General features: G+C 47.7%; 21 protein-coding genes. 20 read left to right on the top strand and 1 reads right to left on the bottom strand.

Annotated features, from left to right (window positions below; genetic code table 11):
- The first annotated feature begins 68 nt into the window (after window positions 1-68).
- From lepA to HPL003_RS24620, 19 genes are all read left to right on the top strand, one after another.
- The gene (lepA, locus tag HPL003_RS24715) at window positions 69-1,883 is read left to right on the top strand and encodes a translation elongation factor 4 (protein WP_014282527.1); all 1,815 of its coding nucleotides are present in this window, start codon (window positions 69-71) and stop codon (window positions 1,881-1,883) included.
- Between the two features lie 472 nt (window positions 1,884-2,355).
- Window positions 2,356-3,543: a radical SAM family heme chaperone HemW gene (hemW, locus tag HPL003_RS24710; protein ID WP_014282526.1), complete on the top strand. Its 1,188-nt coding sequence runs from the start codon at window positions 2,356-2,358 to the stop codon at window positions 3,541-3,543.
- Between the two features lie 155 nt (window positions 3,544-3,698).
- Complete coding sequence (locus HPL003_RS24705) at window positions 3,699-4,175, top strand: N-acetyltransferase (RefSeq protein WP_014282525.1); 477 nt, start codon at window positions 3,699-3,701, stop codon at window positions 4,173-4,175.
- Between the two features lie 268 nt (window positions 4,176-4,443).
- Entirely contained in the window at window positions 4,444-4,896 is a 453-nt protein-coding gene (locus HPL003_RS24700) for a hypothetical protein (RefSeq protein ID WP_014282524.1), read from the top strand.
- Window positions 4,897-5,745: 849 nt separating this feature from the next.
- Window positions 5,746-6,777 (top strand): heat-inducible transcriptional repressor HrcA, encoded by a 1,032-nt coding sequence (gene hrcA, locus HPL003_RS24690; protein ID WP_014282522.1) that lies wholly within the window; start codon window positions 5,746-5,748, stop codon window positions 6,775-6,777.
- 186 nt (window positions 6,778-6,963) lie between these two features.
- On the top strand, window positions 6,964-7,536 hold the full coding sequence (grpE, locus tag HPL003_RS24685; protein ID WP_014282521.1) for a nucleotide exchange factor GrpE: 573 nt from the start codon (window positions 6,964-6,966) through the stop codon (window positions 7,534-7,536).
- Window positions 7,537-7,622: 86 nt separating this feature from the next.
- Window positions 7,623-9,467 carry a molecular chaperone DnaK gene (dnaK, locus tag HPL003_RS24680; protein ID WP_014282520.1) on the top strand — a complete coding sequence of 615 codons (1,845 nt, stop codon included), beginning with the start codon at window positions 7,623-7,625 and terminating at the stop codon, window positions 9,465-9,467.
- Between the two features lie 251 nt (window positions 9,468-9,718).
- Window positions 9,719-10,849, top strand: a complete 1,131-nt coding sequence (gene dnaJ / locus HPL003_RS24675; protein ID WP_014282519.1) for a molecular chaperone DnaJ — start codon at window positions 9,719-9,721, stop codon at window positions 10,847-10,849.
- A 201-nt stretch (window positions 10,850-11,050) separates the two neighbouring features.
- Complete coding sequence (gene dcuS / locus HPL003_RS24670; RefSeq protein ID WP_014282518.1) at window positions 11,051-12,706, top strand: DcuS/MalK family sensor histidine kinase; 1,656 nt, start codon at window positions 11,051-11,053, stop codon at window positions 12,704-12,706.
- On the top strand, window positions 12,699-13,406 hold the full coding sequence (gene dcuR / locus HPL003_RS24665; protein WP_014282517.1) for a two-component system response regulator DcuR: 708 nt from the start codon (window positions 12,699-12,701) through the stop codon (window positions 13,404-13,406). Before dcuS ends, dcuR begins: the two co-directional genes overlap by 8 nt.
- 118 nt (window positions 13,407-13,524) lie before the next feature.
- Window positions 13,525-14,871 carry a 2-hydroxycarboxylate transporter family protein gene (locus HPL003_RS24660; protein WP_014282516.1) on the top strand — a complete coding sequence of 449 codons (1,347 nt, stop codon included), beginning with the start codon at window positions 13,525-13,527 and terminating at the stop codon, window positions 14,869-14,871.
- Between the two features lie 63 nt (window positions 14,872-14,934).
- The gene (locus HPL003_RS24655; RefSeq protein ID WP_014282515.1) at window positions 14,935-16,140 is read left to right on the top strand and encodes an NAD(P)-dependent malic enzyme; all 1,206 of its coding nucleotides are present in this window, start codon (window positions 14,935-14,937) and stop codon (window positions 16,138-16,140) included.
- A 172-nt stretch (window positions 16,141-16,312) separates the two neighbouring features.
- Window positions 16,313-16,687, top strand: a complete 375-nt coding sequence (locus HPL003_RS24650) for a hypothetical protein (RefSeq protein WP_014282514.1) — start codon at window positions 16,313-16,315, stop codon at window positions 16,685-16,687.
- Between the two features lie 24 nt (window positions 16,688-16,711).
- Complete coding sequence (locus HPL003_RS24645) at window positions 16,712-16,897, top strand: YfhD family protein (protein WP_014282513.1); 186 nt, start codon at window positions 16,712-16,714, stop codon at window positions 16,895-16,897.
- A gap of 327 nt (window positions 16,898-17,224) precedes the next feature.
- Entirely contained in the window at window positions 17,225-18,190 is a 966-nt protein-coding gene (gene prmA, locus HPL003_RS24640; RefSeq protein ID WP_014282512.1) for a 50S ribosomal protein L11 methyltransferase, read from the top strand.
- A 2-nt stretch (window positions 18,191-18,192) separates the two neighbouring features.
- Window positions 18,193-18,885, top strand: a complete 693-nt coding sequence (locus tag HPL003_RS24635) for a site-2 protease family protein (RefSeq protein WP_014282511.1) — start codon at window positions 18,193-18,195, stop codon at window positions 18,883-18,885.
- Window positions 18,886-19,047: 162 nt separating this feature from the next.
- Complete coding sequence (locus HPL003_RS24630) at window positions 19,048-19,812, top strand: 16S rRNA (uracil(1498)-N(3))-methyltransferase (RefSeq protein WP_014282510.1); 765 nt, start codon at window positions 19,048-19,050, stop codon at window positions 19,810-19,812.
- Window position 19,813: 1 nt separating this feature from the next.
- Window positions 19,814-21,157 carry a tRNA (N(6)-L-threonylcarbamoyladenosine(37)-C(2))-methylthiotransferase MtaB gene (gene mtaB, locus HPL003_RS24625; RefSeq protein WP_014282509.1) on the top strand — a complete coding sequence of 448 codons (1,344 nt, stop codon included), beginning with the start codon at window positions 19,814-19,816 and terminating at the stop codon, window positions 21,155-21,157.
- Between the two features lie 103 nt (window positions 21,158-21,260).
- Window positions 21,261-21,695, top strand: a complete 435-nt coding sequence (locus HPL003_RS24620) for an NUDIX hydrolase (protein ID WP_014282508.1) — start codon at window positions 21,261-21,263, stop codon at window positions 21,693-21,695.
- On the opposite strand, the gene HPL003_RS24615 is transcribed toward HPL003_RS24620, so the two are convergent.
- Window positions 21,685-22,707: a Na/Pi cotransporter family protein gene (locus tag HPL003_RS24615; protein WP_014282507.1), complete on the bottom strand. Its 1,023-nt coding sequence runs from the start codon at window positions 22,705-22,707 to the stop codon at window positions 21,685-21,687. The genes HPL003_RS24620 and HPL003_RS24615 overlap by 11 nt on opposite strands.
- Window positions 22,708-23,129: 422 nt before the next feature.
- Here HPL003_RS24615 and HPL003_RS24610 point away from each other — a divergent pair, with 422 nt between their 5' ends.
- The gene (locus HPL003_RS24610; RefSeq protein ID WP_014282506.1) at window positions 23,130-24,509 is read left to right on the top strand and encodes a class I SAM-dependent rRNA methyltransferase; all 1,380 of its coding nucleotides are present in this window, start codon (window positions 23,130-23,132) and stop codon (window positions 24,507-24,509) included.
- The last annotated feature ends 20 nt before the right edge of the window (window positions 24,510-24,529 follow it).

Genomic DNA, 24,529 nt, shown 5'->3' with positions numbered 1-24,529 from the left:
TATTGCTGACCCCCTGTACAACTGCTATAATAAGCTGATTGACACTAGGCATTGTGTGGGGGTAAGGCATGACTGACATTTTGGCAAGACAACGTAAAATTCGGAACTTTAGTATCATTGCACATATAGACCACGGTAAATCCACGCTGGCTGACCGGATTTTGGAATACACCGGTGCACTCACATCCCGTGAAATGCAGGAGCAAGTGCTTGATCAGATGGATCTGGAACGGGAGCGCGGGATTACAATCAAGCTCCAGGCAGTGCGACTCACTTATAAGGCCGATGACGGCGAAGAGTACATTTTGAATCTGATTGATACACCGGGACACGTTGATTTTACGTATGAGGTTTCCCGCAGTTTGGCGGCCTGCGAAGGTGCCCTGCTGGTTGTAGATGCTGCACAGGGTATTGAAGCGCAGACATTGGCTAACGTATATTTGGCGTTGGACAACAATTTGGAGATTCTGCCGGTGCTTAACAAAATTGATTTGCCAAGTGCCGATCCTGAACGGGTGAAGCAGGAAATCGAGGATGTTATCGGCTTGGATACGAGCGAGACTGTGCACGCATCGGCCAAAGCTGGAATCGGTATCAAGGAAATTTTGGAACAGGTGGTCAGAAGCGTACCTGCTCCGCAAGGGAATCCGAATAATCCGCTGAAGGCGCTTATTTTCGATTCGCATTATGATCCATATAAAGGCGTTATCGTATACGTCCGTGTCGTGGATGGCAGCATCAAGGCAGGTTCCAAAATTAAAATGATGGCGACCGATAAAACGTTTGAGGTTATCGAGGTAGGAGCCTTCATGCCACGTATGAGCATCGTGGACGAGCTGAATATCGGTGATGTTGGTTTTATCGTTGCCGGTATCAAGCATGTGGGTGATACGCGTGTCGGGGATACGGTGACGGATGCCAAAAATTCAACGCCAGAACCGATGCCAGGCTATCGGAAAATTAATCCGATGGTATATTGCGGACTGTATCCGATCGAAACTTCCGAGTATAACGATCTGCGCGAGGCACTCGAAAAGCTACAACTGAATGATGCTTCGCTCAGCTTTGAGCCGGAAACATCAAGCGCGTTGGGCTTCGGGTTCCGTTGCGGGTTCCTTGGTCTGCTTCATATGGACGTTATTCAGGAACGGATTGAACGCGAATTTAACATCCCGCTGATTACGACAGCGCCGAGCGTTATTTACCGCATTAAGCTGACGAATGGCGAAACGATCCAGATCGATAACCCGTCAAATTACCCGGAAATCGGACGAATTGATCATGTGGAGGAGCCATACGTAAGAGCAGGCATTATCGTGCCTAATGATTACGTAGGTACGGTTATGGAGCTTTGCCAGACCAAGCGCGGCGAGTATGTGAATATGGAGTATCTGGATACGACACGGGTAACGATTACGTACCAGATTCCGCTGTCCGAAATCGTGTACGATTTCTTTGACCAGCTTAAATCCAGCACCAAGGGCTACGCCTCCTTCGACTACGAGATTTCAGGCTATCGCCAGTCCAACCTGGTAAAAATGGATATTCTGTTGAATGGCGAACAGGTCGATGCGTTGTCGTTCATCGTTCACAGAGATCGAGCTTACCATCGCGGACGTATCATTTGCGAGAAGCTGCGTGAGCTGATCCCACGCCAAATGTTCGAGGTGCCAATCCAGGCATCTGTCGGAACGAAGGTTGTAGCGCGTGAAACCGTTAAGGCTATGCGTAAAAACGTCTTGGCCAAATGCTACGGCGGCGATATTTCCCGTAAACGGAAGCTGCTTGAAAAGCAAAAAGAGGGCAAGAAGCGGATGAAGCAAGTGGGTAACGTAGAAGTACCACAGGAAGCATTTATGGCGGTACTGAAAATAGATGAGTAAAGCTGCTTGAAACAGCAGCACCGTATTCAATTTGATACATCACAGAACGTGAGTATGAATTGAATACGAATAAGCAACAAGAGTATGACCCCGTAGTAACTTAGGTACACACTCTGTAATGTACCCCAAGATACTGCGGCCCGCTTGTTCCCAAGCGGTATTCGTCCATTCTTTCATGTGGCCATTTTGCCGTGCATGGAGAATGGACGTTCTTTATTTGAGCAAGCTAATTGCAACACCTACACTATAAAAAATGGCCGATTGACGGTGGGCAGCAGCGGAGTGGATGGAATCGTTCTGAAGAAGCGTTAGCGTTCGCCTTTACCCCCGAATTTTAACCTTTTAAGGTTATTTTTCAATGAAAAAATCCGGGGGTAACAGCGATCGGAAGAATGATCCATCCACGGAGCGACCTCCCCCTCCCCCGCCATTTTTTCCAATCACCACACCACACCTAACAAGGAGGATCGGTATGACCGCATCCATACACAAACATGAACATTCATCCGCGCCTCAAGCGGTTTATCTGCATATACCTTTTTGCACGAATAAATGCTTTTACTGTGACTTTAACTCTTACGTGCTTAAGGATCAGCCTGTTATGGAATACCTGTATGCACTGGAACGGGAGATGGAGCATACGGTTCGCCTTCACCCGCCGGGTGAGATTAAAACCATTTTTGTCGGGGGCGGAACACCAACAACGCTGAATCCGAAGGAAATGGAATATTTCCTGAAAAGCGTTCGTACCTACTTCCCCAATTGGTCGGAAGATATTGAGTTTTCCATGGAAGCCAATCCGGGCACAACTGATTTTGAAAAACTCACTGTAATGAAAGAAGGCGGCGTGAACCGGCTCAGCTTCGGCGTACAGGCTTTTCAAAACGAATTGCTTACGGGCATTGGTCGTATTCATAATACAGATGACGTTTATCGTAGTCTGGAAAATGCACGCAAGGTCGGATTGGACAATCTGTCGATTGACCTGATGTTCGGTTTACCGAATCAGACCGTAGAAATGCTGCATGAAAGCGTCAGCCGGGCACTGGAGCTGGGGCTTCCTCATTACTCCATCTATAGCTTGAAGGTTGAAGAGAACACGCTATTCCACACATTGTACCAGAAAAATCAGCTTCCTCTTCCACATGAGGATGACGAACTGGAAATGTATTTGCTCCTGATGCGTCGCATGAAAGAGGCGGGCTATGAGCAGTACGAGATCAGCAATTTTGCGAAACCAGGTTTGGGAAGCAAGCACAATATGACCTACTGGCGGAATGAGGACTATTATGGCCTCGGCGCTGGGGCGCACGGATATGTTGGCAGAGAGCGCCATATGAACATTAAGGGCATTAATCCTTATGTGGAGGCTACCCGTAACGGACTGCCGCGTCTGGATAGCTTTGAGGTGCCAGCGGCCGAAGCGATGGAGGATTTTCTCATGGTCGGTTTGAGAATGCTGGAAGGTGTCTCGAAGTCCCGCTTTGAGGCTCAATTCGGTCAGTCACTCGAGGATACGTTTACGGCTCCACTCGGAAAAATGCTGAATGCGGGATTGATCGAACCGGTCGAGGACGGTTATCGTTTGAGCGAACGTGGTATTTTGTTCGGAAATGATGTATTTGCGGAGTTCATCGGTTCCATTACAGTAAATTCATAAGTGGTAGCTTCAAACGGTACGTTTGCACACCATAAGCGGGGACACTCATTTTATAGCACAATTCTGTCACGGCAGGGTAAATGAAGTATTGCGATTCTATGCGTGATGTTGTATATTTATTCATTATATGCGGCAAGCGGCAGGAGGAGAGCAAGATGGCTTCAGTGTGTAAAGATGTATTGTGCAGAAGTGCGGTTCCTGAGGATGTGGAGCCTTTATACCAAATGATTAGCGGCTATGCGGAGCGGGGAATTATGCTCCCACGTTCAAGGGAAGTGCTTATGCGCCAACTGGAGCTGTTTATTGTGGCAGAAGTGGACGGCGAAGTCGTCGGCTGTGGTTCTTTATGCAAACTGGGTGATGATTTGGTAGAGATTCGCTCACTTGGTATTTCTGAAGGACATAAAGGCATGGGCATCGGCTCCAAGCTCGTAGAGGGCCTTATTATAGAAGCACGGCGGCAGCGTATCCCCAAAATTATGGCTTTGACCTACGAGGTCTCCTTTTTTATAAAAAACGGGTTTGATGTGGTAAACAAAGAGATTTTCCCTGAAAAGGTATGGACGGATTGCATTAACTGTAGTAAGCAAAACAATTGTGATGAAATTGCGGTGTTGAAAATGCTGAACTGACCTGAGAATGATCAGGTCAGTTCGTTTTTATTGCCGGGTATAGGCTAACCGTTCGTCTCAGTTATAAGGACTACAATCGTTTGCTCCATTCTTAAATGCTTCGGGAAACTGCCAAATGAATTGATGAGGCGGACTGAGTTTGGTAGGTACACCATCCAGACTCCTTATGGGGTTGTCGGCATCATAATAGCTCTTATTTATAGGCATTCAAAGCCATAAAATAAGTGTTATTTTTTGTTGTTAATTTAAAATGAAGGACTTAACATCAATGGAAAGAATGAAATTACAAAAAGACTGGCTTGATTATGTTAATAGACTGCAGGACAGAGAACGGCAAAAAATTATTTCAAGTGGTATTACTAATTGGACTTTGCTTTTGGCAGTTATGGGTCTTGCTTATTGGATATATCCAGATATCGCAGCTATTCAAAAAAATTGGAAGACTGTTTTAATTGGGTATGTACTATTCGGTAATACAGCAATTACGCTTTTCGACTTTTTTAACAGCTATTATAGGCAAGGGAAAATAAAGAAGTATGGTTCCCCAACCAGTTCAATTGATATAAAAGGATTAAGAATTTTGTGGAGATATCAGCTAATTATGCTAATATCATTTTTAGGATCAAATGCATATTTTCTATTTCACTCGAAAAATTTTTTGTTTATTCTATATTTTATTCTATATTGTATACGGTATTTATTTGAAACAGTACCTACTTGAATGCTTATAATTGATCCGCATAGGAAAGGGGAATTTGAAGAGTACCAATCTACCAATGTGAATTCTGAAAAAAGAATTGAAGCCCATGAGCTTCATGGAAAGCTGTTGATATTTATTATCAGGCTTTTGTTTAGTAATTTGCTTAAACTCATAATGACTTTTTTGCTAACAAGTTATATTTGTATAAATTACAATTTTAATAATATATTGTGGAAACAAATTTTTGATGGTTTAGTTATGGTCATTATTGTAATACTACTTCAATTTTTGTTGACTATTTTTATGAAACGCATGAAAATTGCTTGGCTGGAGAATCTCGAAAGAGAAATTATTATAAATAATTTAACGGAAGACCAAATAGTTAATAAATTGAAATTAGGTTATTTCAACGCAAGTAATATTGATAATTACTTTTGAATTGATATATTTTAGAGCTTTATAAGTTGAATTTGAAAAATGAACATAAAACGGAGTAGGCGGAATGGTGCTGTACAAGCGCAGCGGTCGCTTTTGTCCCCGGATTTCTATCCTGATTATAAACTTAATTTAAGAAATCTGGGGACGGTGGCGATGGGAAGCACCATCCGACTGCGCAGTGGCACAATAAGAAACTTTAAAGTTCAGCCTATATAATTGAAAATAATGTTTAAAAGGTATGGACTGACTGTATTCACTTTAGCCAGCAAAACCATTGTGATGAAATCATGGCATTGAAAATACTGATCTGACTTGACAATGATCAGGTCGGTTTGGTATTTTTGTATTATCGGTTAGCACTCATCGCGAACGAGTGCTAATGATTCCATTCAACAATCATGCTATTATGGATAAACAAAAGGGGGGATTCGCTTGTTAACCGAACGTCAGAGACTCATTTTGAATGCGATTATTGATGACTACATTCGTTCGGCTGAGCCAGTGGGTTCCCGCAGCATATCCAAAAGGCAGGATGTCGGATTTAGCCCCGCCACGATTCGTAATGAAATGTCGGATTTGGAGGATCAGGGCTATCTGGAGCAACCCCATACTTCTGCGGGACGCATCCCGTCTCACAAAGGCTACCGTTATTATGTAGACCATTTGGTACCACTGGATACGCTGAAGCCTATGGAAACGCGAGAATTAAAAGCCTTTTACGCCGAAAAGCTGAATGCAATGGAACAAGTAATCCAGCATGCATCTGGTATTTTGTCCCATATGACCAATTATACTTCCATCCTGCTTGGGCCGGAGGTTTTTCATACTTCATTGCGTCATTTTCAGCTATTGCCGCTCAACGAAACGACGGCTGTAGCGATTATCGTGACCAATACCGGTCAGGTGGAGAACAAGACGGTGGATATTCCGCCGGGAATTTCGATTTCCGAGATGGAGAAGGTTGTGAACTTGCTGAACAGCAAGCTGGTCGGCGTGCCGATTTATCAGCTGAAATCACGTCTTTACACCGCGTTGGGTCAGGAAATGGAGAAGCACGTGTCCCATTTTGAGGATGCTATGAAGGTGCTGGATAAAGCATTGGATAATGAATCGGATCAGCGCTTGTATTTGAGCGGTGCGACGAACATGCTAAATCAGCCTGAATTTAAGGACGTTGAAAAGGTCAAACATATTCTCGATCTGCTGGAGGAAACACCAACGCTGCTTAAGCTGATGACGCCTGTCGCCGGAGCGCCCGAAATTCAAGTCCGCATCGGTACCGAAAATGACCATGAGGCGTTTGCAAATTGCAGTCTGATCACCGCGACATATGCGGTAGATGGCGAAGCGTTGGGCACAATAGGTATACTGGGTCCAACACGGATGGAGTATGCGAGAGTTATCAATATTTTGGGCATCCTGTCTAAGGATTTGACCGCAATGCTTACGCAGCGGTTTAAATAGAATAAGACTGCACATGTTGCGGTTCTACATGTTCCGCGCCGGGATACGGTATGTATCCTGCGCGGGTGCATTGCTGCGTGTTTTTGCAAAGTAAGTAACAGCAACTTGAAATGAAGTGCAGCAAACAAGTTTGAATGTACAAATATGAATGTAATGGTAGTTATGACTTGAAGGAGGTGAAACATTTTGAAGGAAGAACAAGTGTTCCAAGAAGAAAAACAACAAAATGTAAGCACAGAGGAAGCCACTGAGACGAGCCAGCAGGAAGAGCCGGTGAACGAAGCGGCAGCACTGGAAGCCCAAGAGAGTGATACAGAGCTGGCTAAGCTTCGCGTGGAGGCGGAAGAGCACCAACAGCGTTTTTTACGCGCACAGGCGGATTTCGATAATTTTCGTCGTCGTACGCTGAAAGAAAAAGAGGACCTTGCCAAATATGCATCTATGAAGCTGGTTACCGAATTGGTGCCTGTTCTGGATAACTTCGAGCGTGCGCTGGCAACAGCACCGCAAGGAGCGGAGGCTGAGTCATTCACCAAGGGCGTGGAGATGATCTTCCGTCAGTTTGAGAGCGTGCTTCAGGCTGAGGGAGTGACGGTCATGAATGCGGTGGGCCAACCGTTTAACCCTGATTTCCATCAAGCGATTATGCAGGTGGAAAGCGAAGAGCATGAGGAAGGCATCGTCGTTGAAGAGGTGCAAAAAGGATACATGCTGAAGGACAAGGTGCTTCGTCCGGCTATGGTAAAAGTGAGCATGTAGCTTTTTTAATATACATTAGCAACACATCATTGGCTTTAACTATTTCGGCCTGAAGGCCTCGTATATACAGAAGGAGGAATTGTCTGATGAGTAAAGTAATCGGTATTGACTTAGGTACAACCAACTCTTGTGTGGCTGTTATGGAGGGCGGCGAAGCCGTTGTAATTCCAAATCCGGAAGGCGCACGCACAACCCCTTCGGTTGTTGGTTTCAAAAAGGATGGAGAACGTACTGTAGGTGAAACAGCAAAACGCCAAGCGATCACAAACCCGGATCGTACAATTATGTCCATCAAACGTCACATGGGTACAAACCATAAAGAAAACATTGACGGCAAGGAATACTCCGCACAAGAAATTTCTGCTATGATTTTGCAAAAGCTGAAATCCGATGCTGAAGCATACCTGGGACAAACGGTAACTCAAGCCGTTATCACGGTTCCAGCTTACTTCAATGACAGCCAACGTCAAGCAACCAAGGATGCGGGTAAAATCGCGGGTCTGGAAGTGCTGCGTATTGTCAACGAGCCAACAGCAGCTGCATTGGCATACGGTATGGAAAAATCCGAAGACCAAACAATCCTTGTTTATGACCTGGGTGGCGGTACATTCGACGTTTCCATTCTGGAACTGGGCGACGGTTTCTTCGAAGTTAAAGCGACAAGCGGCGACAACAAGCTGGGCGGCGATGACTTCGACCAAGTGATTATTGATTACCTCGTAACTGAGTTCAAAAAAGATCAAGGCATCGACCTGAGCAAAGATAAAGCAGCTGTACAACGTTTGAAAGATGCAGCGGAAAAAGCGAAAAAAGAGCTGTCCGGCGTATTGACAACGACGATTTCACTACCATTCATTACGGTAGCTGACGGCGTTCCACAGCATTTGGAGCTGAACCTGACTCGTGCGAAATTTGAAGAATTGTCTGAAGGTCTGGTAGAACGTACTTTGGGACCTACTCGTCAAGCGATGAAAGATGCAGGCATGAGTGCCAGCGATATCGACAAAATCGTTCTGGTCGGTGGTTCCACACGTATTCCGGCTGTACAGGAAGCCATTAAGAAACTGACAGGCAAAGAGCCTCATAAAGGCGTAAACCCTGATGAAGTGGTAGCTTTGGGTGCCGCAGTTCAAGCGGGCGTACTGACAGGTGATGTGAAAGACGTCGTTCTCCTCGATGTAACTCCACTATCCCTCGGTATTGAAACCGCAGGTGGCGTATTCACTAAAATGATCGAGCGTAACACGACGATCCCTACGAGCAAATCGCAGGTGTTCTCGACGTATGCCGACAACCAGCCTAGCGTGGAAATCCACGTATTGCAAGGTGAACGTGAAATGGCAGCAGGCAACAAAACGCTGGGCCGTTTCCAACTGGGAGATATTCCTCCAGCACCACGCGGTGTACCGCAAATCGAAGTTACTTTTGATCTGGATGCCAACGGTATCGTGAACGTATCCGCTACAGATAAAGGTACAGGCAAGAGCCAAAAAATTACGATCACATCCTCCAGCGGCTTGAGCGACGAGGAAGTAGAACGTATGATGAAAGACGCTGAGCTGCATGCGGAAGAAGATAAAAAACGCAAAGATCTGGTAGAAGCGAAAAACTCTGCGGACCAACTGATTTACTCCGTAGACAAAACGATCAAAGATCTGGGTGAAAAAGCGGATGCAGGCGAAGTCGAAAAAGCGAATGCAGCTAAAGAAAGTCTGCAAAAAACGCTGGAAACTGACAACCTGGAAGACATCAAAAAGGCTACTGAAGAGCTGACTGAGATCGTTCAGCAGCTGTCCGTGAAGCTGTATGAGCAAGCTGCTCAAGAAGCACAGGCTCAACAAGCTCAAGACGGCGCAGCAGACAGCAAAGGCCGCGATAATGTGGTTGATGCAGACTATGAAGTTGTTGACGAAGACAAGAAGAAAGACTAAGCTACGGATCGGGTAGTGGTAGTAGCATTACGGTACACCGGTGCGTTATAATATACTGAATGAAAAGAAGCAGCGTAGCTGCCTTGATAAAGAACGATTAGCCGAAGGGTAACAGTTATTTTCAGAATAAATAAGCATATTACGGGTTGTACTGCCTTGAAATGATGGGAAGGTCAAAGCCGGGTCATCCCGTGCCTTTGGCTTTCCTTTTATATGTAGTGCAGACACGTTGTAGGCATGGGGGTGGAACATTGGCTGATAAGCGCGATTATTATGAGGTGCTGGGCGTCGCGAAGGGCGCTTCGGATGAAGATGTTAAAAAGGCTTACCGTAAGCTGGCGCGTCAGTATCATCCGGACGTGAACAAGGCTGCGGACGCGGAAACCAAATTTAAAGAAGTGAAAGAGGCTTATGACGTTCTCAGTGATGGTCAGAAGCGGGCAAGATACGATCAATACGGTCATGTAGACCCGAATCAGGGCATGGGAGGCGGCTTCGGTGGTGGAGCCGACTTTGGTGGCGGATTTGGCGATATTTTTGATATGTTTTTTGGCGGTGGCGGCAATGGTCGACGTGACCCGAATGCACCGCAGCGTGGTAATGATCTTCAATATACGATGACGATCGAATTTAAGGAAGCCGTATTCGGCAAGGAAACCGACATTAACATTGAGCGCACGGAAACGTGTGATACGTGTCATGGTACGGGAGCCAAAAAGGGTACTCAACCACAAACCTGTTCCGTCTGCCACGGTAGCGGACAAGAAGAAGTTGTGCAGAATACACCGTTTGGCCGGATGGTTAATCGTCGGGCCTGCTCCAACTGCGGTGGTAGTGGAAAAATCATCAAAGAGAAATGCACCACTTGTAGTGGTTCTGGTCGTGTGCGCAAGCAGCGTAAAATTCATATCCGCATTCCGGCGGGTGTGGATGACGGCGCGCAAATGCGTATCAACGGTGAAGGCGAAGGCGGTGTCAACGGAGGACCGGCAGGTGATCTGTATGTCGTTTTCCGTGTGAAGTCGCATGACTTCTTTGAGCGTGAGGGAGACGATATCTACTGTGAAATTCCGCTGACGTTCTCGCAGGCAGCGTTGGGAGATGAAGTCGAAATTCCGACGCTGACTGAGAAAGTGAAGCTGAAAGTTCCAGCTGGTACACAAACAGGAACATATTTTCGTCTTAAAGGTAAGGGTGTGCCAAAACTGCGTGGCGTAGGTCAGGGTGACCAGCACATTAAGGTGGTTGTGGTAACGCCTAGCAAGCTGAGTGAGGAACAGAAGGAATTGTTGCGTCAGTTCTCTTCGCTTAGCGGTGAGCAGACACATGAGAATGAGCAATCCTTTTTTGACCGTGTGAAGCGCGCCTTCCGAGGCGACTAAGCCAGGTTAGAATCGCGGAGCTTCAACCGTGAATCGGAGGGAACTGTTCCGCAATTGCGGAGTAGTTCCCTTTTTTATTATACAAAAGAGTGGAAGGAAGCTGTATAAGATTATAGCTATGCAAATTCACGTAAACACATACATAACCATTTTTGTATAAGCATTATTGGACTATTTTACTTTAACATGAAGTGTGAAAGGGTGAGTTCTATCGAAAAGTCACAGCATAAGCTGCGTCGGGGTAAACCGCTATTCAAGCTCAGAGGGCTGATTACGCTGCTGGTTTGCCTCGTTATGGCACTGGTGCTCCTGCCCGTAACTCTGTTATTTGCCGAGAGAGTTGAGCATGAAACCAAAATGGGGCTGGAGGAAAAAGCGATGTCCATCGCACGTACACTTTCCCATGCACCGCTTATTATTGAGCATTTGCAGCAGTCTGATTCGTCTTCCTCCATGCAGGAGTATGTGCAAAAGGTTTCATCTGCTAATCATGTTCAGTTTATCGTAGTTATGGACATGAAGGGCATTCGCAAAACACACCCGGATCCCAGGATGATCGGCAAAGCCTTTGCTGGTGGAGATGAATCCACTGCACTTCATGGTCATGAGAGTGTATCTGTTGCGAAGGGAACATTGGGCCTGTCCATGCGCGCTTTTTCTCCCGTATTCAGCTCAACGGGGAAGCAGTTGGGAGCGATTGTCGTCGGTATATCCATGCAAGATGTACTGAGGGCTCAGGAAGGCAATTACCGCCTTATTATTATCGCCATTGGCGTCGGAATGTTAATCGGTACCGGAGGGGCTGTTGTGCTGGCCCGTAAAATCAAAAATATGCTGTTTGGTCTGGAGCCACCGGAAATTGCACGCTTGCTGGAGGAACGCAACGCTATGCTTCAGTCCATTAAGGAAGGCGTCATTGCAGTGGATGAATCCGGACGTGTTTTGTTAATGAATGCGGAAGCGATTCGTCTGCTCAGACAAGCAGGAATTGAGGATATCTCGTCTTCAGGGCAGGAGATTAACGCTTATGTGTCCGCTTTTCGATTACAAGAAGTTTTGGCGGCAGGCACTCCACGAATGGATGAGGACATGGAGCTGGGGGGAATAACCTTGCTCACCACCAGTGTTCCGATACGGGTCAAAGGGGGGATTGTGGGAGCCATTGTAACCTTTCGGGATAAAACGGAGGTAAAACAGCTTGCCGAACGTTTGACAGGAGTGTCCCTGTATACGGAGGCGCTGCGTGCACAGGCTCACGAATTTATGAACAAGCTGCATGTCATTATGGGGATGGTACATTTGCGAATGTACGCTAAACTGGAGCATTACATCATGGATGCCGTTGAGCATCATCAAGTGGAGATTGGCTCGACTACTCGGCAAATTAGGGACCCGGTGATGGCGGGCTTTGTTTTGGGGAAATTAAGCCGGGCCAGAGAGGTTGGTGTGAGTTTCGAATTGACTCCGGGCAGCTATTTGCCTGAATCCGGTCGCACCCAAACAATTCATGAACTGATTACCATACTGGGGAATCTGTTTGATAATGCCGTGGAGGCGATGGAATCTCTGGAGCACAAGCGGATTACCTTGGCGCTTTATTATGAGGAAAATGAGAAGAATGGCTGTCTGACCTGTGTGATAAGTGATAATGGACCAGGCATACCGGAACCTCTCGTAGAGGCGATATTTGAAAAGGGTTTTTCGACCAAGGGAGAGTCGCGGGGAATGGGGCTTTATCTGGTAACGCAAAGTGTGAAAAGATTAAAAGGAACCATAGAGCTGATTCCGGCCGAGCAAGGGTGCTGTTTTCAGATTAAGATTCCATACACCATAATGGGGAATGATGAGCATGATTAATGTCTTAATTGTAGAAGATGATCCGATGGTTGCCGAGTTTAACCGCAAATACACGGAGCAAGTAGAGGGCTTTCGATGTGGGGGCTGGGCCGCTTCGGTAGAAGACGCCAAGAAATTTCTGGAAGAACAAGCGATTGATCTGATTTTGCTGGATGTGTATATGCAGGAAAGCAATGGACTTGATTTACTGGCTTTTATTCGTGAGACAGGAGTGAATGTGGATGTCATCGTGATTTCGGCTGCAAGCGATATGAACAGTGTCAAAAAAGCGATGAATTTCGGCGCGGTGGATTATTTGATAAAGCCATTTCACTTTAATCGTTTTCTGGAGGCGCTCACGGGTTATCGGGAGCATGTCAGTATCGTGCGTGAGCGCAGCTTGCTTTCGCAGGAGGAGCTGGATCGGTTGCTTTATCATAAAAGCTCAACTAAAGAGCTGTCCCGACTACCCAAAGGAGTAACCAAATCCACGCTGGCCATGATATGGAACTGTATCCGGCAGCATGAAGAGATGCTATTTTCCACCGAGGATATTGCGGAGAATGCAGGGATATCCAGAGTATCTATGCGCAAGTACCTTGCTTTTTTGACGGAAATTGAGGCACTTGCCATGGAAACCGTATACGGCACCATCGGGCGACCTGTTTATCAGTATCGAATTTTACCGCAGGCGGAGGAAATTATGAGCGGTTATATTTAAGCCTCTCCGATTACTTTAATTACAAAAGTGAATGATTAGTTTAAAAACCAAATAAAGCGTTTTCTAAGGTGTAGAATGGAATCATGGTCATCATTCTTCACTTCAAGGAGGGAGCTTTATGGAAAATGCTACAAACCAGCCGGTCATTCAAAAGTGGCAAAAATGGCGTAAAAATCCTGTAGACGGCATCAGGATGCTAGGCAGGATAAAAGTGGGAGTTATTCCGCTTCCGTTATATGTCGTGATTGCGTTGATTGTATACGCAGCTGCGATTACACAGAGACTTCCGAATGATCTGTTGGGCGGGTTTGCCGTCATTATGATTTTAGGCATACTCCTCAGTGATCTGGGGTCGAAACTTCCGCTGCTCAAGCATATTGGCGGCCCCGCGATTCTGTCACTCATGGTTCCATCGTTGATGGTATTTTGGAACATGTTCCCTCCATCTGCGATGGGTGCAGTACACACGCTGATGAAAACCTCAAATTTCCTTTATTTTTATATCGCTTGTCTGGTCACCGGAAGTATTCTGGGTATGGATCGGAAGATGCTGATGAACGGAATTGTCAAAATTTTTGCCCCCATTATAATAGGCTCCATCGCAGCCGTAGCAGTAGGTATGGTGGTGGGTATGGCTTTTGGCTACAGTGCTTATCATACGTTTTTTTACATCATCATCCCGATTATCTCCGGCGGGATCGGGGAAGGCATTCTGCCATTGTCCATTTCGTATGGATTGGTGCTGGGCAAGGATTCAGCGATCTTCGTATCCCAGTTTATCCCGGCTGCGATCATTGGCAATATTGTTGCCATCATAGGCGCGGGTATTTTGAAAAAAATGGCGGAGAAAAAGCCACATACTTCAGGTAACGGTAAGTTGTTGAAACTGGATAAAGAGGGGGAAAAGTTATCTCCGGTGAGTCTGGAACAGCCTGTCTCGTTTCCATTGATGGGTGGGGGGCTGCTGCTAGCCTGTACTTTCTTTATTGTAGGTAAACTGCTGGAGCCGTATCTTCATATTCCTGGCCCGATTCTGATGATTCTGGCTGCGGCCTTAATGAAGTGTATTCAAGCGATGCCTGCCCAGATAGAGCAGGGAGCTTTTCATTTGTACAAATGTATTGCGGCAAGTTTGACATGGCCGTTGATGGTGGGATTGGGTATTTTGTACGTGCCTTTGGATAGTGTAGTTGGAATTCTCACGATTCCTTATGCCATAACCTGCGCATCCGTTGTGGTTGCATTGATTGTTGCTGGATACTTCACAGGAAAGTGGATTCACATGTACCCGGTGGAGGCTGCGTTGGTAACCAGTTGTCGTGGCGGATTAGGTGGTACAGGGGATGTGGCAATCCTGTCTGCATCGAATCGTATGGAGCTGATGCCTTTTGCACAAATTGCAACACGCATTGGTGGGGCAGCCACAGTCATTTTAGCAACCTTGTTACTCAATTTATGGAGTTGATGAGTCTATACAAAAGCCTGATATTTATAACAAATATACTGACATGAAAGGATGGAGAGAAGCATGAGTAGCTTAATAGAAGAGATCAGACAATTACATGAGGGCGGTAAAATGGAAACCCAACCGAAGCAGCCGATTGCAAGCATGGAGGAACTATCCAAGGTTTACACCCCCGGTGTAGCTGAAATCTGCATGGAAATTGCGAATGATCCAGCGAAAGCGTATCAATTAACGATCAAGAAAAATACAGTGGCGGTCGTATCGGATGGAACAGCGGTGCTAGGATTGGGAGATATCGGACCCGAGGCAGCTATGCCTGTGATGGAAGGCAAGGCGGTACTGTTCAAGCAGTTTGCAGGTGTCGATGCATTTCCAATCTGCCTTAATACGAAAGACCCTGATGAAATTGTTCAAATTGTCAAAATGATTGCTCCTGCCTTTGGTGGTATTAATCTGGAGGATATCTCTTCACCGCGCTGTTTTGAGATCGAAAGACGATTGAAAGAGGAGCTGGACATTCCGGTATTTCATGATGATCAGCATGGTACGGCTGTCGTCGTGTTAGCAGGTCTGGTGAATGCATTGAAGGTATGTGGCAAAAAAATAGAGGATGTCAAAGTCGTATTTGCAGGTATCGGTGCGGCGGGTACGGCTTGCTCTCGGATGTTGCTCAAGGCGGGTGTACGCAATCTGATTGGCGTTGATCGGCAGGGAGCCATTCATCGTGGGGTGGAATATAGCAATCCACATTGGACGGAGTATGCGAGCATGACCAATCCGTACAATGTGAGTGGCAGTTTATCCGAGGTGATTGTGGGGGCCGATGTGTTCATTGGTCTGTCAGGGCCGGATTTACTGAGTGTGGAGGATATTCAGAGCATGGCTGCTGATCCTATTGTCTTCGCTATGGCGAATCCGAAGCCGGAGATAGATCCGGCTTCAGCAGCGCCTTATGTACGTGTTCTGGCTACGGGCCGCTCTGATTTTCCAAATCAGATTAACAATGTGCTGTGCTTCCCGGGAATTTTCCGGGGCGCACTGGATTGCCATGCCACGACGATTAATGAAGAAATGAAGCTGGCTGCCGGGCTTGCTATTGCTGATGCGATCAGCCCTGAGGAGCTTAGTGAAACTTATATCATACCTAATGTGTTTAATCCAAAGGTGGTCACTAAGGTTCGTGACGCTGTCATTCGCGCTGCGTGGGAGACAGGAGTAGCCCAAGCAGGAGAAGCTCCTGCCGCTGCTTTGCACCCGAAAAAGTTATAGTCTTCACAAACTACTTTCCAACCGTTTCAGCATACCAAACTCGGTGTTGTTTGTTCCGTTCAGCCTTTGTGGGGAATATAAATCCGTGCCAATGAGCAGGATATAGCAAAGCGCAGCTGTCTATGTTCTTGAACAGGGAGCTGCGCTCAATACCACACAGGGAGTTTTGGGGATGAGTGAAAAAAATATTTTGGCGTATTTCAAAAGCCCCGAGGAAGCACAAGGAGCAGCTAGAAAGCTGGAAGCTCTCCGGGCAGCAGATGTATCTATAGACCGATTCAGCCGCTATCCCCGACAGTCTACAGGCAACGTCGGATTACCTGTATTTGCGGGACAAATTAGCAGCTTGTCCTCACTGACGCAGGGAGTGGAGTTTACGGATGCAACTCCAGCGATACTGGCTGCGGCTGATCCATCTGCCAGCGGAATGAGTGACGGCGGGCAAGGTGGGCCGACAGGCCGCGATATATTGTTGACCGCTGTGGTGGATGAATCCATTCATCATCAGGCGATGTCTATCGTAGAGCAGGCGGGTGGTATGATGTGAAAACTTTGGAAGGAGCTGTGACAGATGCCTACAAACAAACGGTTCGATAAAGTGCTGACCAAAACCGAGAAAATCAAGCGTGCGCAATCTGCTAAAAATGAGGATGTTGAGTTCTCGGCAGAGCAGGCAGATGCTCAGGATTTGGAAGCGATCCGGCGCAGTGAAGTAGCTGATCGTCGTCAGGAGCGCATTATAAACGACAGCGAGTAGAATTCAATAAGACGGGTCATCCCTATCATTAAATATGATTTGTGGGATCGCCCGTCTTTTTTGTGTTTCATCCTCTTGTTTATTTAATTATCCGCTATAGGCTGTTGTGCTAAAAACAAGGGGACCGGAAACGAAAGCAGTAGTCGCAGGCGTTTGATTTTCAATAATCAGCTGATGGTTTGCACGCCCAGAGGTGCAACATCTACTGTTTCGACCAAGTTCTACAAAAACATTTTGCACTTCGATGATACTAGCTTTTTTGAACTCCTATGCATGTATATAGTACAATATAGAGTATGCATGTGAAATGAGGAGGAAATGAAAACCATGTTGTGGCATGAAATTACAATACATACAACCGAAGAAGCCGTCGAAATGATTTCGAATTTTCTGCACGAAGCAGGTGCGGGAGGGGTTTCCATTGAAGAATCCGGTTCGCTGAACAAACCACGGGATACGTCCTACGGACAGTGGTATGATCGGCCCTTGAATGACATTCCTGAAGGACAGGCGACCATCAAGGGGTATTTTGCCGAAGAAGTTGAGATGGACGGGATCCGTGCGCAAATTGAGCCACGCGTCGAAGAATTGAGAACATTCGATATTGACCCCGGCGAGGTTCGGTATGAGCTGAAAACGGTCAACGAAGATGACTGGGCTAATGCCTGGAAGCAATACTTCAAGCCGTTACGTGTGTCGGACCGTCTGACGATCAAACCGACTTGGGAGGACTATGAGCCTGCAAGTGAGGATGAAAAAATCATTGAGCTGGACCCCGGCATGGCCTTTGGCACCGGAACGCATCCGACAACATCACTTTGTCTGAGAGCGTTGGAATCTGTGATCAAGGGTGGAGAAGAAGTCATTGACGTGGGCACAGGCTCCGGCATTTTGGCGATTGGAGCCGTGCAACTGGGAGCGAAGCATGTACTGGCTCTGGACCTTGATCCAGTAGCGGTATCCAGTGCGCTGGAAAATACCCATCTGAACGGGTTGGAGGATCGCATTACCATTAAAGAGAGCGATCTGCTGTCTGTGCTGAATGCGAGCGATCCGACGCTGGGTATCCAGCTGCCAGTGAAGCTGGTGGTCGCTAATATTTTGGCCGAAATTATTTTGTTGTTCATTGATGATGTGTACAAAGCTCTGGAGCCAGGTGGTATTTATATCGCTTCAGGGATTTGGAAGAACAAAGAAGAGATTGTCGAAAACGCATTGAAGGCGGCTGGCTTCGACATTGCCGAAACGTGCCGTGATGAGGATTGGCTGGCGTTTGTGGCGAGAAAGAGGTAACCATGGATTTTTTACAAAGTATTTTTCGTGTGAAGCTAGAGGTTCTTCCATTTTATTTGCTGGCTCTGATCATATCTTTTACGGTACATGAGTTTGCACATGCGTATTATGCCAATAAATTCGGTGACCCTACAGCCAAGCTGCTGGGGCGCGTGACTTTAAATCCGGCGGTGCATATTGATATACTGGGCACGCTGTTGCTGCTGATCGGAGGCTTTGGCTGGGCCAAGCCGGTTCCGGTCAATCGTGACAATTTCAACCGTCCACGTTCTATGGGGATTGTCGTGTCTGCTGCTGGACCGCTGAGTAATTTGCTGCTTGCATTTGTGGCTACCCTGATTTATGCGGTGCTGCTTCATTTTCAGGTGCTGCCGAATATAGAGAATCAGCGGGTGGCTCAGGCCATCAACTTGTTTATCAATTCACTGATTAGTTTGAATCTGTTTTTGTTTATTTTTAATTTAATTCCGTTGCCACCGCTGGATGGTTACCGGATTGTGGAGGATGTGGCCCCTACACCTCTGCGCCGCAAACTTCAGCATTTTGAGCAGTGGTCTATCTTTATTTTTCTGTTGATCCTTGTTATCCCGCAGGTGCGGGCGGTGACGATTGAGCCGCTGTACATGCTGTCGCAGACGATTTACATGCAGTTTTTGCAGTTCGCTTTTTACATCATCGGATTATTTGGAGCCTAACGGCTCCTTTTTTACGGGTATGGACGGTAGTATAAACATTGAAGCAGTAACACACTGGTCATGCGGGCGCAAAAGATGATATGATGATGCTTGGTGATTTATTCGGATATTGTACAGAAAGCCAATGGATAACAGTTATTTTCAGAATAGGTGTGAGAGACAATGCAGCGTTATTTTATTCCAGCAGAGCAGTTTCTGGAAGACCATGTGATCGTGGCGGGTGAGGATGCGCGACATATTGCCAAGGTCATGCGCGGTCGTAGTGGTGACAAAATTATAGTCAGTGACGGGGTAACAAGGGAAGCGCTGGCTGCACTGGCTACGATAGAACAAGATCGTGTGACGGCGACGATCATCGAGCCGCTGGAGATGACCTCCGAACCGCATGTGCAGGTTACCATTGCCCAAAGTCTTCCCAAGGGAGATAAGATGGAGACCGTTATGCAAAAATGTACAGAAATCGGGGCAGCGGGGTTTGTACCGTTTTTGTCCGAGCGTACGGTCGTGCAGTATGATGCCAAAAAAGAAGGCAAGCGACTGGAGCGTTGGCGCAAGATTGTAAAGGAAGCGGCTGAGCAAAGCCATCGTAATCGGATTCCTGAAATTAGCGCACCCCTGACGTGGAAAGAGCTGCTGGCTTCTTTTTCAAAGTATGATTTGATATGCTATTGTTATGAAAAAGAGCGGGGGCAGCAGCTACGGGACGTGATTCAGCCTTTGGCAGGACAATGGACGTCGGCGGACAAGCCGCGTGTTCTGCTGGTAGTGGGTCCGGAAGGCGGCTTCAGCGAAGCGGAGAGCCTGGAGGCCGAGCAGGCCGGGGCGCAGTCTACAGGGCTGGGAAGACGTATTTTGCGTGCGGAAACCGCAGGTATGGCTGCATTGGCGTGCATTTTATATGAGTCAGGAGAAATGGGAGGGATTTAACATGCCATCAGTGGCATTTTACACATTGGGTTGTAAGGTAAACTTTTATGATACAGAAGCGATTTGGCAGCTGTTCAAAAATGAAGGCTATGAGCAGGTAGATTTTGATGAGCAGACAGCTGACGTCTACCTTATTAATACATGTACGGTTACGAATACTGGCGATAAAAAGAGCCGTCAGATTATTCGTCGCGCGATTCGTCGAAATCCAGATGCCATTGTAGCAGTAACGGGCTGCTACGCTCAAACTTCTCCAGCCGAAATTATGGATATTCCCGGTGTCGATCTCGTGATTGGTACACAGGACCGGGACAAAATTATTCCGTTTGTTCAGGAGATTCAAGAGTCGCGTCAACCTGTAAATGCTGTGCGCAACATTATGAAAACGCGCGTGTTCGAGGAAATGGATGTGCCTGATTTTGCTAACCACACACGTGCGTTTTTGAAAATTCAGGATGGCTGCAACAACTTTTGCACCTTCTGCATCATTCCGTGGTCGCGTGGTTTGTCCCGCAGCCGCGATGCCGCGAGCATTATGACTCAGGCGCGTCAACTGGTGCATGCGGGTTATAAAGAAATTGTACTCACAGGTATTCATACAGGTGGTTATGGTGACGACATGGACAATTATGACCTGTCCGATCTCCTATGGGATTTGGAGCAGGTGGAAGGGCTGGAGCGTATCCGCATCAGCTCGATTGAAGCCAGCCAGATTGATGAAAAAATGCTTGATGTGCTGAACCGTTCCACCAAGCTGGTGCGTCATTTTCACATTCCTCTTCAGGCGGGAGATGACACCGTGCTGAAACGGATGCGTCGCAAATACACAACAGAAGAGTTTTACAATAAAATGCTTATGATTCGCAAGGCAATGCCGGATGTGGCGATTACGACAGACGTTATTGTTGGTTTTCCTGGGGAAACGGACGAAATGTTCCGCAACGGCTATGAGCTGATGAAAAAAATTGGCTTCTCGGAAATGCATGTGTTCCCTTATTCCAAGCGCAGCGGTACGCCTGCGGCACGTATGGAGGATCAGGTGGATGAGGACGTGAAAAATGCACGTGTGCATGAGTTGATTAGACTGTCAGAGCAAATGCAACTGGCGTATGCTGAGAAGTTTGTAGGTCAGGTGCTGGAGGTCATTCCAGAAGTTGCGCCGAAAGGGACCGAAGATAGCGGCATACTCTACGGCTATAGTGACAATTACATCCAACTGGTGTTTGAAGGTACTAAGGATCTGGTTGGCAAGGTGTGCCGCGTGAAACTGACGAAGGCGGGCGTTAACGAAAGTGAAGGCCAATTGGTCCGCGTACTGGAGAATGGGCTGCAAACAGCTCTCTAAGAGCATAAAAGCCTGAACAGGCATCAGAGATGGCAAACAAGGATTTCGCCTTTCCTTACAGGGAGGACGGAATCCTTGTTGCGCAAGGAAAGGGGAAGACAGGATGGCAGCAAAAAAGGAAATTTCCGCAGGCGGTGTTGTGTACCGCAAACAGGGGGAGCAGCTTGAAATTCAGCTGATTACCGACCGATACGGCAAGGTCTCCTTGGCTAAAGGTAAAATGGAGCCGGGAGAAACGATCGAACAGACGGCTTTACGTGAAATTCGTGAGGAAACAGGGCTGAACGGACGGATTATCCAGCATGTGGATATGATCGCTTATACGTATCAGCATCCTGAATTCGGGGAAGTGGACAAGGAAGTCCATTATTATCTCGTAGAGGCACTGGATGGGGATTTACAGGCACAGATTGAAGAAATTAAAGGTGTTGCGTGGCATACGCCTCAGGAAGCATGGCGTCTCCAGCGCCAAGGTGGATATGACAACAATGATGTCATTTTGAGCAAGGCGCTGTCCATGCTTGGAATTAACGTTTGATGATGTTGGGAGATATGCGATTCTCCAAACGTGTCCATACAGGTAAATAGCAGACTGGCAAGACAAGCAGAGAGCTGATCACGTTAAACAGGGTTTGGGCATGGGCTACCTTGGCTCCAGGCTCAGCGGATATCCAGGCGGCTACCATTTCCAGCCCGGGGATCAGCGGCATAAACAGCAACGCCCCGCCTACGTTCAGCAGCACGTGGGACCAGGCCACAAATTTGCCGGACACGCTGCCGCCGACAGCCGCAATCAGGGCGGTCACGCAGGTGCCAACGTTGGAGCCAATGACGATGGCGATCCCCACATCGGCTGGCAAAGCTCCTGCAGCAGCAAGGCTGATCGCCATGCCAATAACGGCGGCACTGCTGTGAACCAGTGCTGTCAGGCAGGCCCCGGCGGCGAAGGCCCACCACATGTTGGCCGCAGCGTGGTCAAGGAACCAGCGGAACAGCCCGGCCTGCTCAATCCAAGGGCCGACTGTTTGCATCACGCGGATACCCGCAAGGATCAGCGAAAATCCGGCAAAGGCGAGGCTGATATATTGTACAGCCTGCGGTCGGCTGAGTTGATTGGGGCTGGATGGCGGCCCGGAAGACGCATTCTGGCGGCTGGAGACAGCCTCGCCCCACAAGACGGCGGCGCTCCAGCAAAGCAGCGAGCCGCAGAGCAGCGGAACAGCCAGCTTGCCTAGCTGGAGACCCATTAGCTCGGTGGTCAGGCAGGTACCAATATTGGTGCCGAGGATGATGCCGAGCGTGCGGCCGTAGGTCAACAGCTCGGCGTTGACCAGTCCGATGGTCAGCACCGTGACAGCGGTGCTGCTTTGCAACAGGGCGGTAATGCCTGAGCTGAACAGCATGCCCCACCAAGGGGAAACGGTGGCCCGGTTCAGCCAGCGGGTGAGGAAGGGGCCAGCCAAATGCCGGAGGGCCGCTTCCATCAGCTTCATCCCACCCAGGAAAATAAGCAGCCCACCGCACAGCGGCAAAATAACATGAATAAACACGGGCATAGCCCCCTTTCTAAAGGTATTTTATATTGATGAGCTAAGGTGCTTCGCAGCTCATTCGATCTTTTAATCGCTGTCCTTTGCTTTAAATCATGATGTTTTACCAGTTGCTTTGAGCGAACCGAAGCATATCGCTTCTTTACAGTATCGCTAAAGCGCTTATGTAACAGCCTATGATCTGCCGAGGACAGCCATGACAAGCATGACCGAGCTGTTTTTTAGGAAAACGATAATTTTTGCAGTATCTTCACAAGCTTTAAAAGCGTGATGCCGATATAAAGGCGGGCAGTAGCGGAGCGGTTCATTTGAATCTGGAGAAGCGTCAGCGATCGTAGGATCAAATGAACCGCGGAGTCGCGCCCCCATCGAACACTACACTTTTAAGGACTTTGAGTAATCCAAGAATGGGAGTGAGGACTTTGCCTTCAGTAATATTGGAACGCAGCCGCAAAAAAAGGCTGGAGCACGCACACCCCTGGGTGTTTAAAAATGAAATAGCCAAGGTGGAGGGTGAACCGGAGGCAGGTGATCTGGTCAATATCGTAAGTCATCAGGGCCGTTATTTGGCAACGGGTTACTATAATCCGGCCTCACAAATTACGGTGCGTGTGGTGTCCTACGAGCCACTGGAAGCGATGGATCAAAGCTTTTTTGCCAAACGCCTCCGCGATTGTCTGGAGCACCGTGAACGTTTTGTGACCGGGGGAGATGTGTATCGGCTGGTATACGGCGAGGCTGATTTTTTACCCGGGCTGATTGTAGACCGTTTTGGTGAAGTGTTGGTCGTGCAGCTGTTAACGCTAGGAATGGATCGGCGCAGGGAAGAAATCAGGGATGCACTTGTTGAAGTGATTGGCCCTGTTGGCATATATGAGCGCAGTGATGTATCCATCCGCGAGCTAGAAGGACTGGAACAGACCAAAGGGCCTTTATATGGCGACTGCCCGCGTCATGTCGTGGTAACGGAAAATGGTTTGCGTATCAAGGTCGATATTGTAGAGGGCCAGAAGACAGGTTATTTCTTCGACCAGCGTGAGAATCGTGCGGCGATTGCTCCACTGATGACGGGCTGGGGAGGTCGCAGCGGAATTACGCTACAGGAAGTAGCAGCAGAGCAGGGTGACGCTGGCACAGTGGTCATGAAGCCTGTGAACAAAAGCGGCAAGGTTGTGGAATTCCCATTCTGGGATGGTGCAACTGTGCTGGAGTGCTTTTCACATACGGGAAGCTTTACGCTCAATGCCTGCAAATACGGTGCTAAAAAAGTAACCTGTCTTGATATTTCTGACCACGCGATTGAAAGCGCACGGGATAATGTCAAGCTGAACGGTTTTGAGAAACGCGTCGAGTTTGTCGTGGACGATGCTTTCCAATATTTGCGCAATCAGGTTAAAGGCGTAGAGGAACGCACCGCACGGGCCGGGGGTAAAGGAGATACTTCCAAGCCGCTAACAGCAGGGGGCGGACGTACCTTTGATGTAGTTATTCTTGATCCTCCAGCCTTTGCGAAAACAAAGAATGCGGTCAAAGGAGCTACGCGTGGATATAAGGATATTAATCTGCACGGGATGAAGCTGGTCAATGAGGGCGGCTATTTAGTAACTGCGAGCTGCTCATTCCATATGCGGCCAGAGCTGTTTCTGGACACGATTAAGGAAGCGGCGGCGGATGCCGGAAAAATCCTCCGTCTGGTGGATTGGAGAGCGGCTGGTAAGGATCATCCCCAAATTCTGGGTGTGGAGGAAGGCCATTATTTGAAATTTGCTATTTTTGAGGTGCGTAGCCGGACACAACTGTAGAATTCATACACAGTCAACCG

This window comes from Paenibacillus terrae HPL-003 (assembly GCF_000235585.1).
Classification (GTDB): domain Bacteria; phylum Bacillota; class Bacilli; order Paenibacillales; family Paenibacillaceae; genus Paenibacillus; species Paenibacillus terrae_B.
This window is presented reverse-complemented; position numbering and strand designations above follow the sequence as displayed.

Bases quoted from the DNA above. Each gene is read 5' to 3' on its own strand.
- HPL003_RS24635 (WP_014282511.1), top strand. From the start codon at position 18,193: ATGGATTTTTTACAAAGTATTTTTCGTGTGAAGCTAGAGGTTCTTCCA.
- lepA (WP_014282527.1), top strand. From the start codon at position 69: ATGACTGACATTTTGGCAAGACAACGTAAAATTCGGAACTTTAGTATC.
- HPL003_RS24620 (WP_014282508.1), top strand. From the start codon at position 21,261: ATGGCAGCAAAAAAGGAAATTTCCGCAGGCGGTGTTGTGTACCGCAAA.
- HPL003_RS24705 (WP_014282525.1), top strand. From the start codon at position 3,699: ATGGCTTCAGTGTGTAAAGATGTATTGTGCAGAAGTGCGGTTCCTGAG.
- dcuR (WP_014282517.1), top strand. From the start codon at position 12,699: ATGATTAATGTCTTAATTGTAGAAGATGATCCGATGGTTGCCGAGTTT.
- HPL003_RS24660 (WP_014282516.1), top strand. From the start codon at position 13,525: ATGGAAAATGCTACAAACCAGCCGGTCATTCAAAAGTGGCAAAAATGG.
- hemW (WP_014282526.1), top strand. From the start codon at position 2,356: ATGACCGCATCCATACACAAACATGAACATTCATCCGCGCCTCAAGCG.
- HPL003_RS24655 (WP_014282515.1), top strand. From the start codon at position 14,935: ATGAGTAGCTTAATAGAAGAGATCAGACAATTACATGAGGGCGGTAAA.
- HPL003_RS24630 (WP_014282510.1), top strand. From the start codon at position 19,048: ATGCAGCGTTATTTTATTCCAGCAGAGCAGTTTCTGGAAGACCATGTG.
- dnaK (WP_014282520.1), top strand. From the start codon at position 7,623: ATGAGTAAAGTAATCGGTATTGACTTAGGTACAACCAACTCTTGTGTG.
- HPL003_RS24650 (WP_014282514.1), top strand. From the start codon at position 16,313: ATGAGTGAAAAAAATATTTTGGCGTATTTCAAAAGCCCCGAGGAAGCA.
- HPL003_RS24645 (WP_014282513.1), top strand. From the start codon at position 16,712: ATGCCTACAAACAAACGGTTCGATAAAGTGCTGACCAAAACCGAGAAA.
- prmA (WP_014282512.1), top strand. From the start codon at position 17,225: ATGTTGTGGCATGAAATTACAATACATACAACCGAAGAAGCCGTCGAA.
- mtaB (WP_014282509.1), top strand. From the start codon at position 19,814: ATGCCATCAGTGGCATTTTACACATTGGGTTGTAAGGTAAACTTTTAT.
- HPL003_RS24700 (WP_014282524.1), top strand. From the start codon at position 4,444: ATGGAAAGAATGAAATTACAAAAAGACTGGCTTGATTATGTTAATAGA.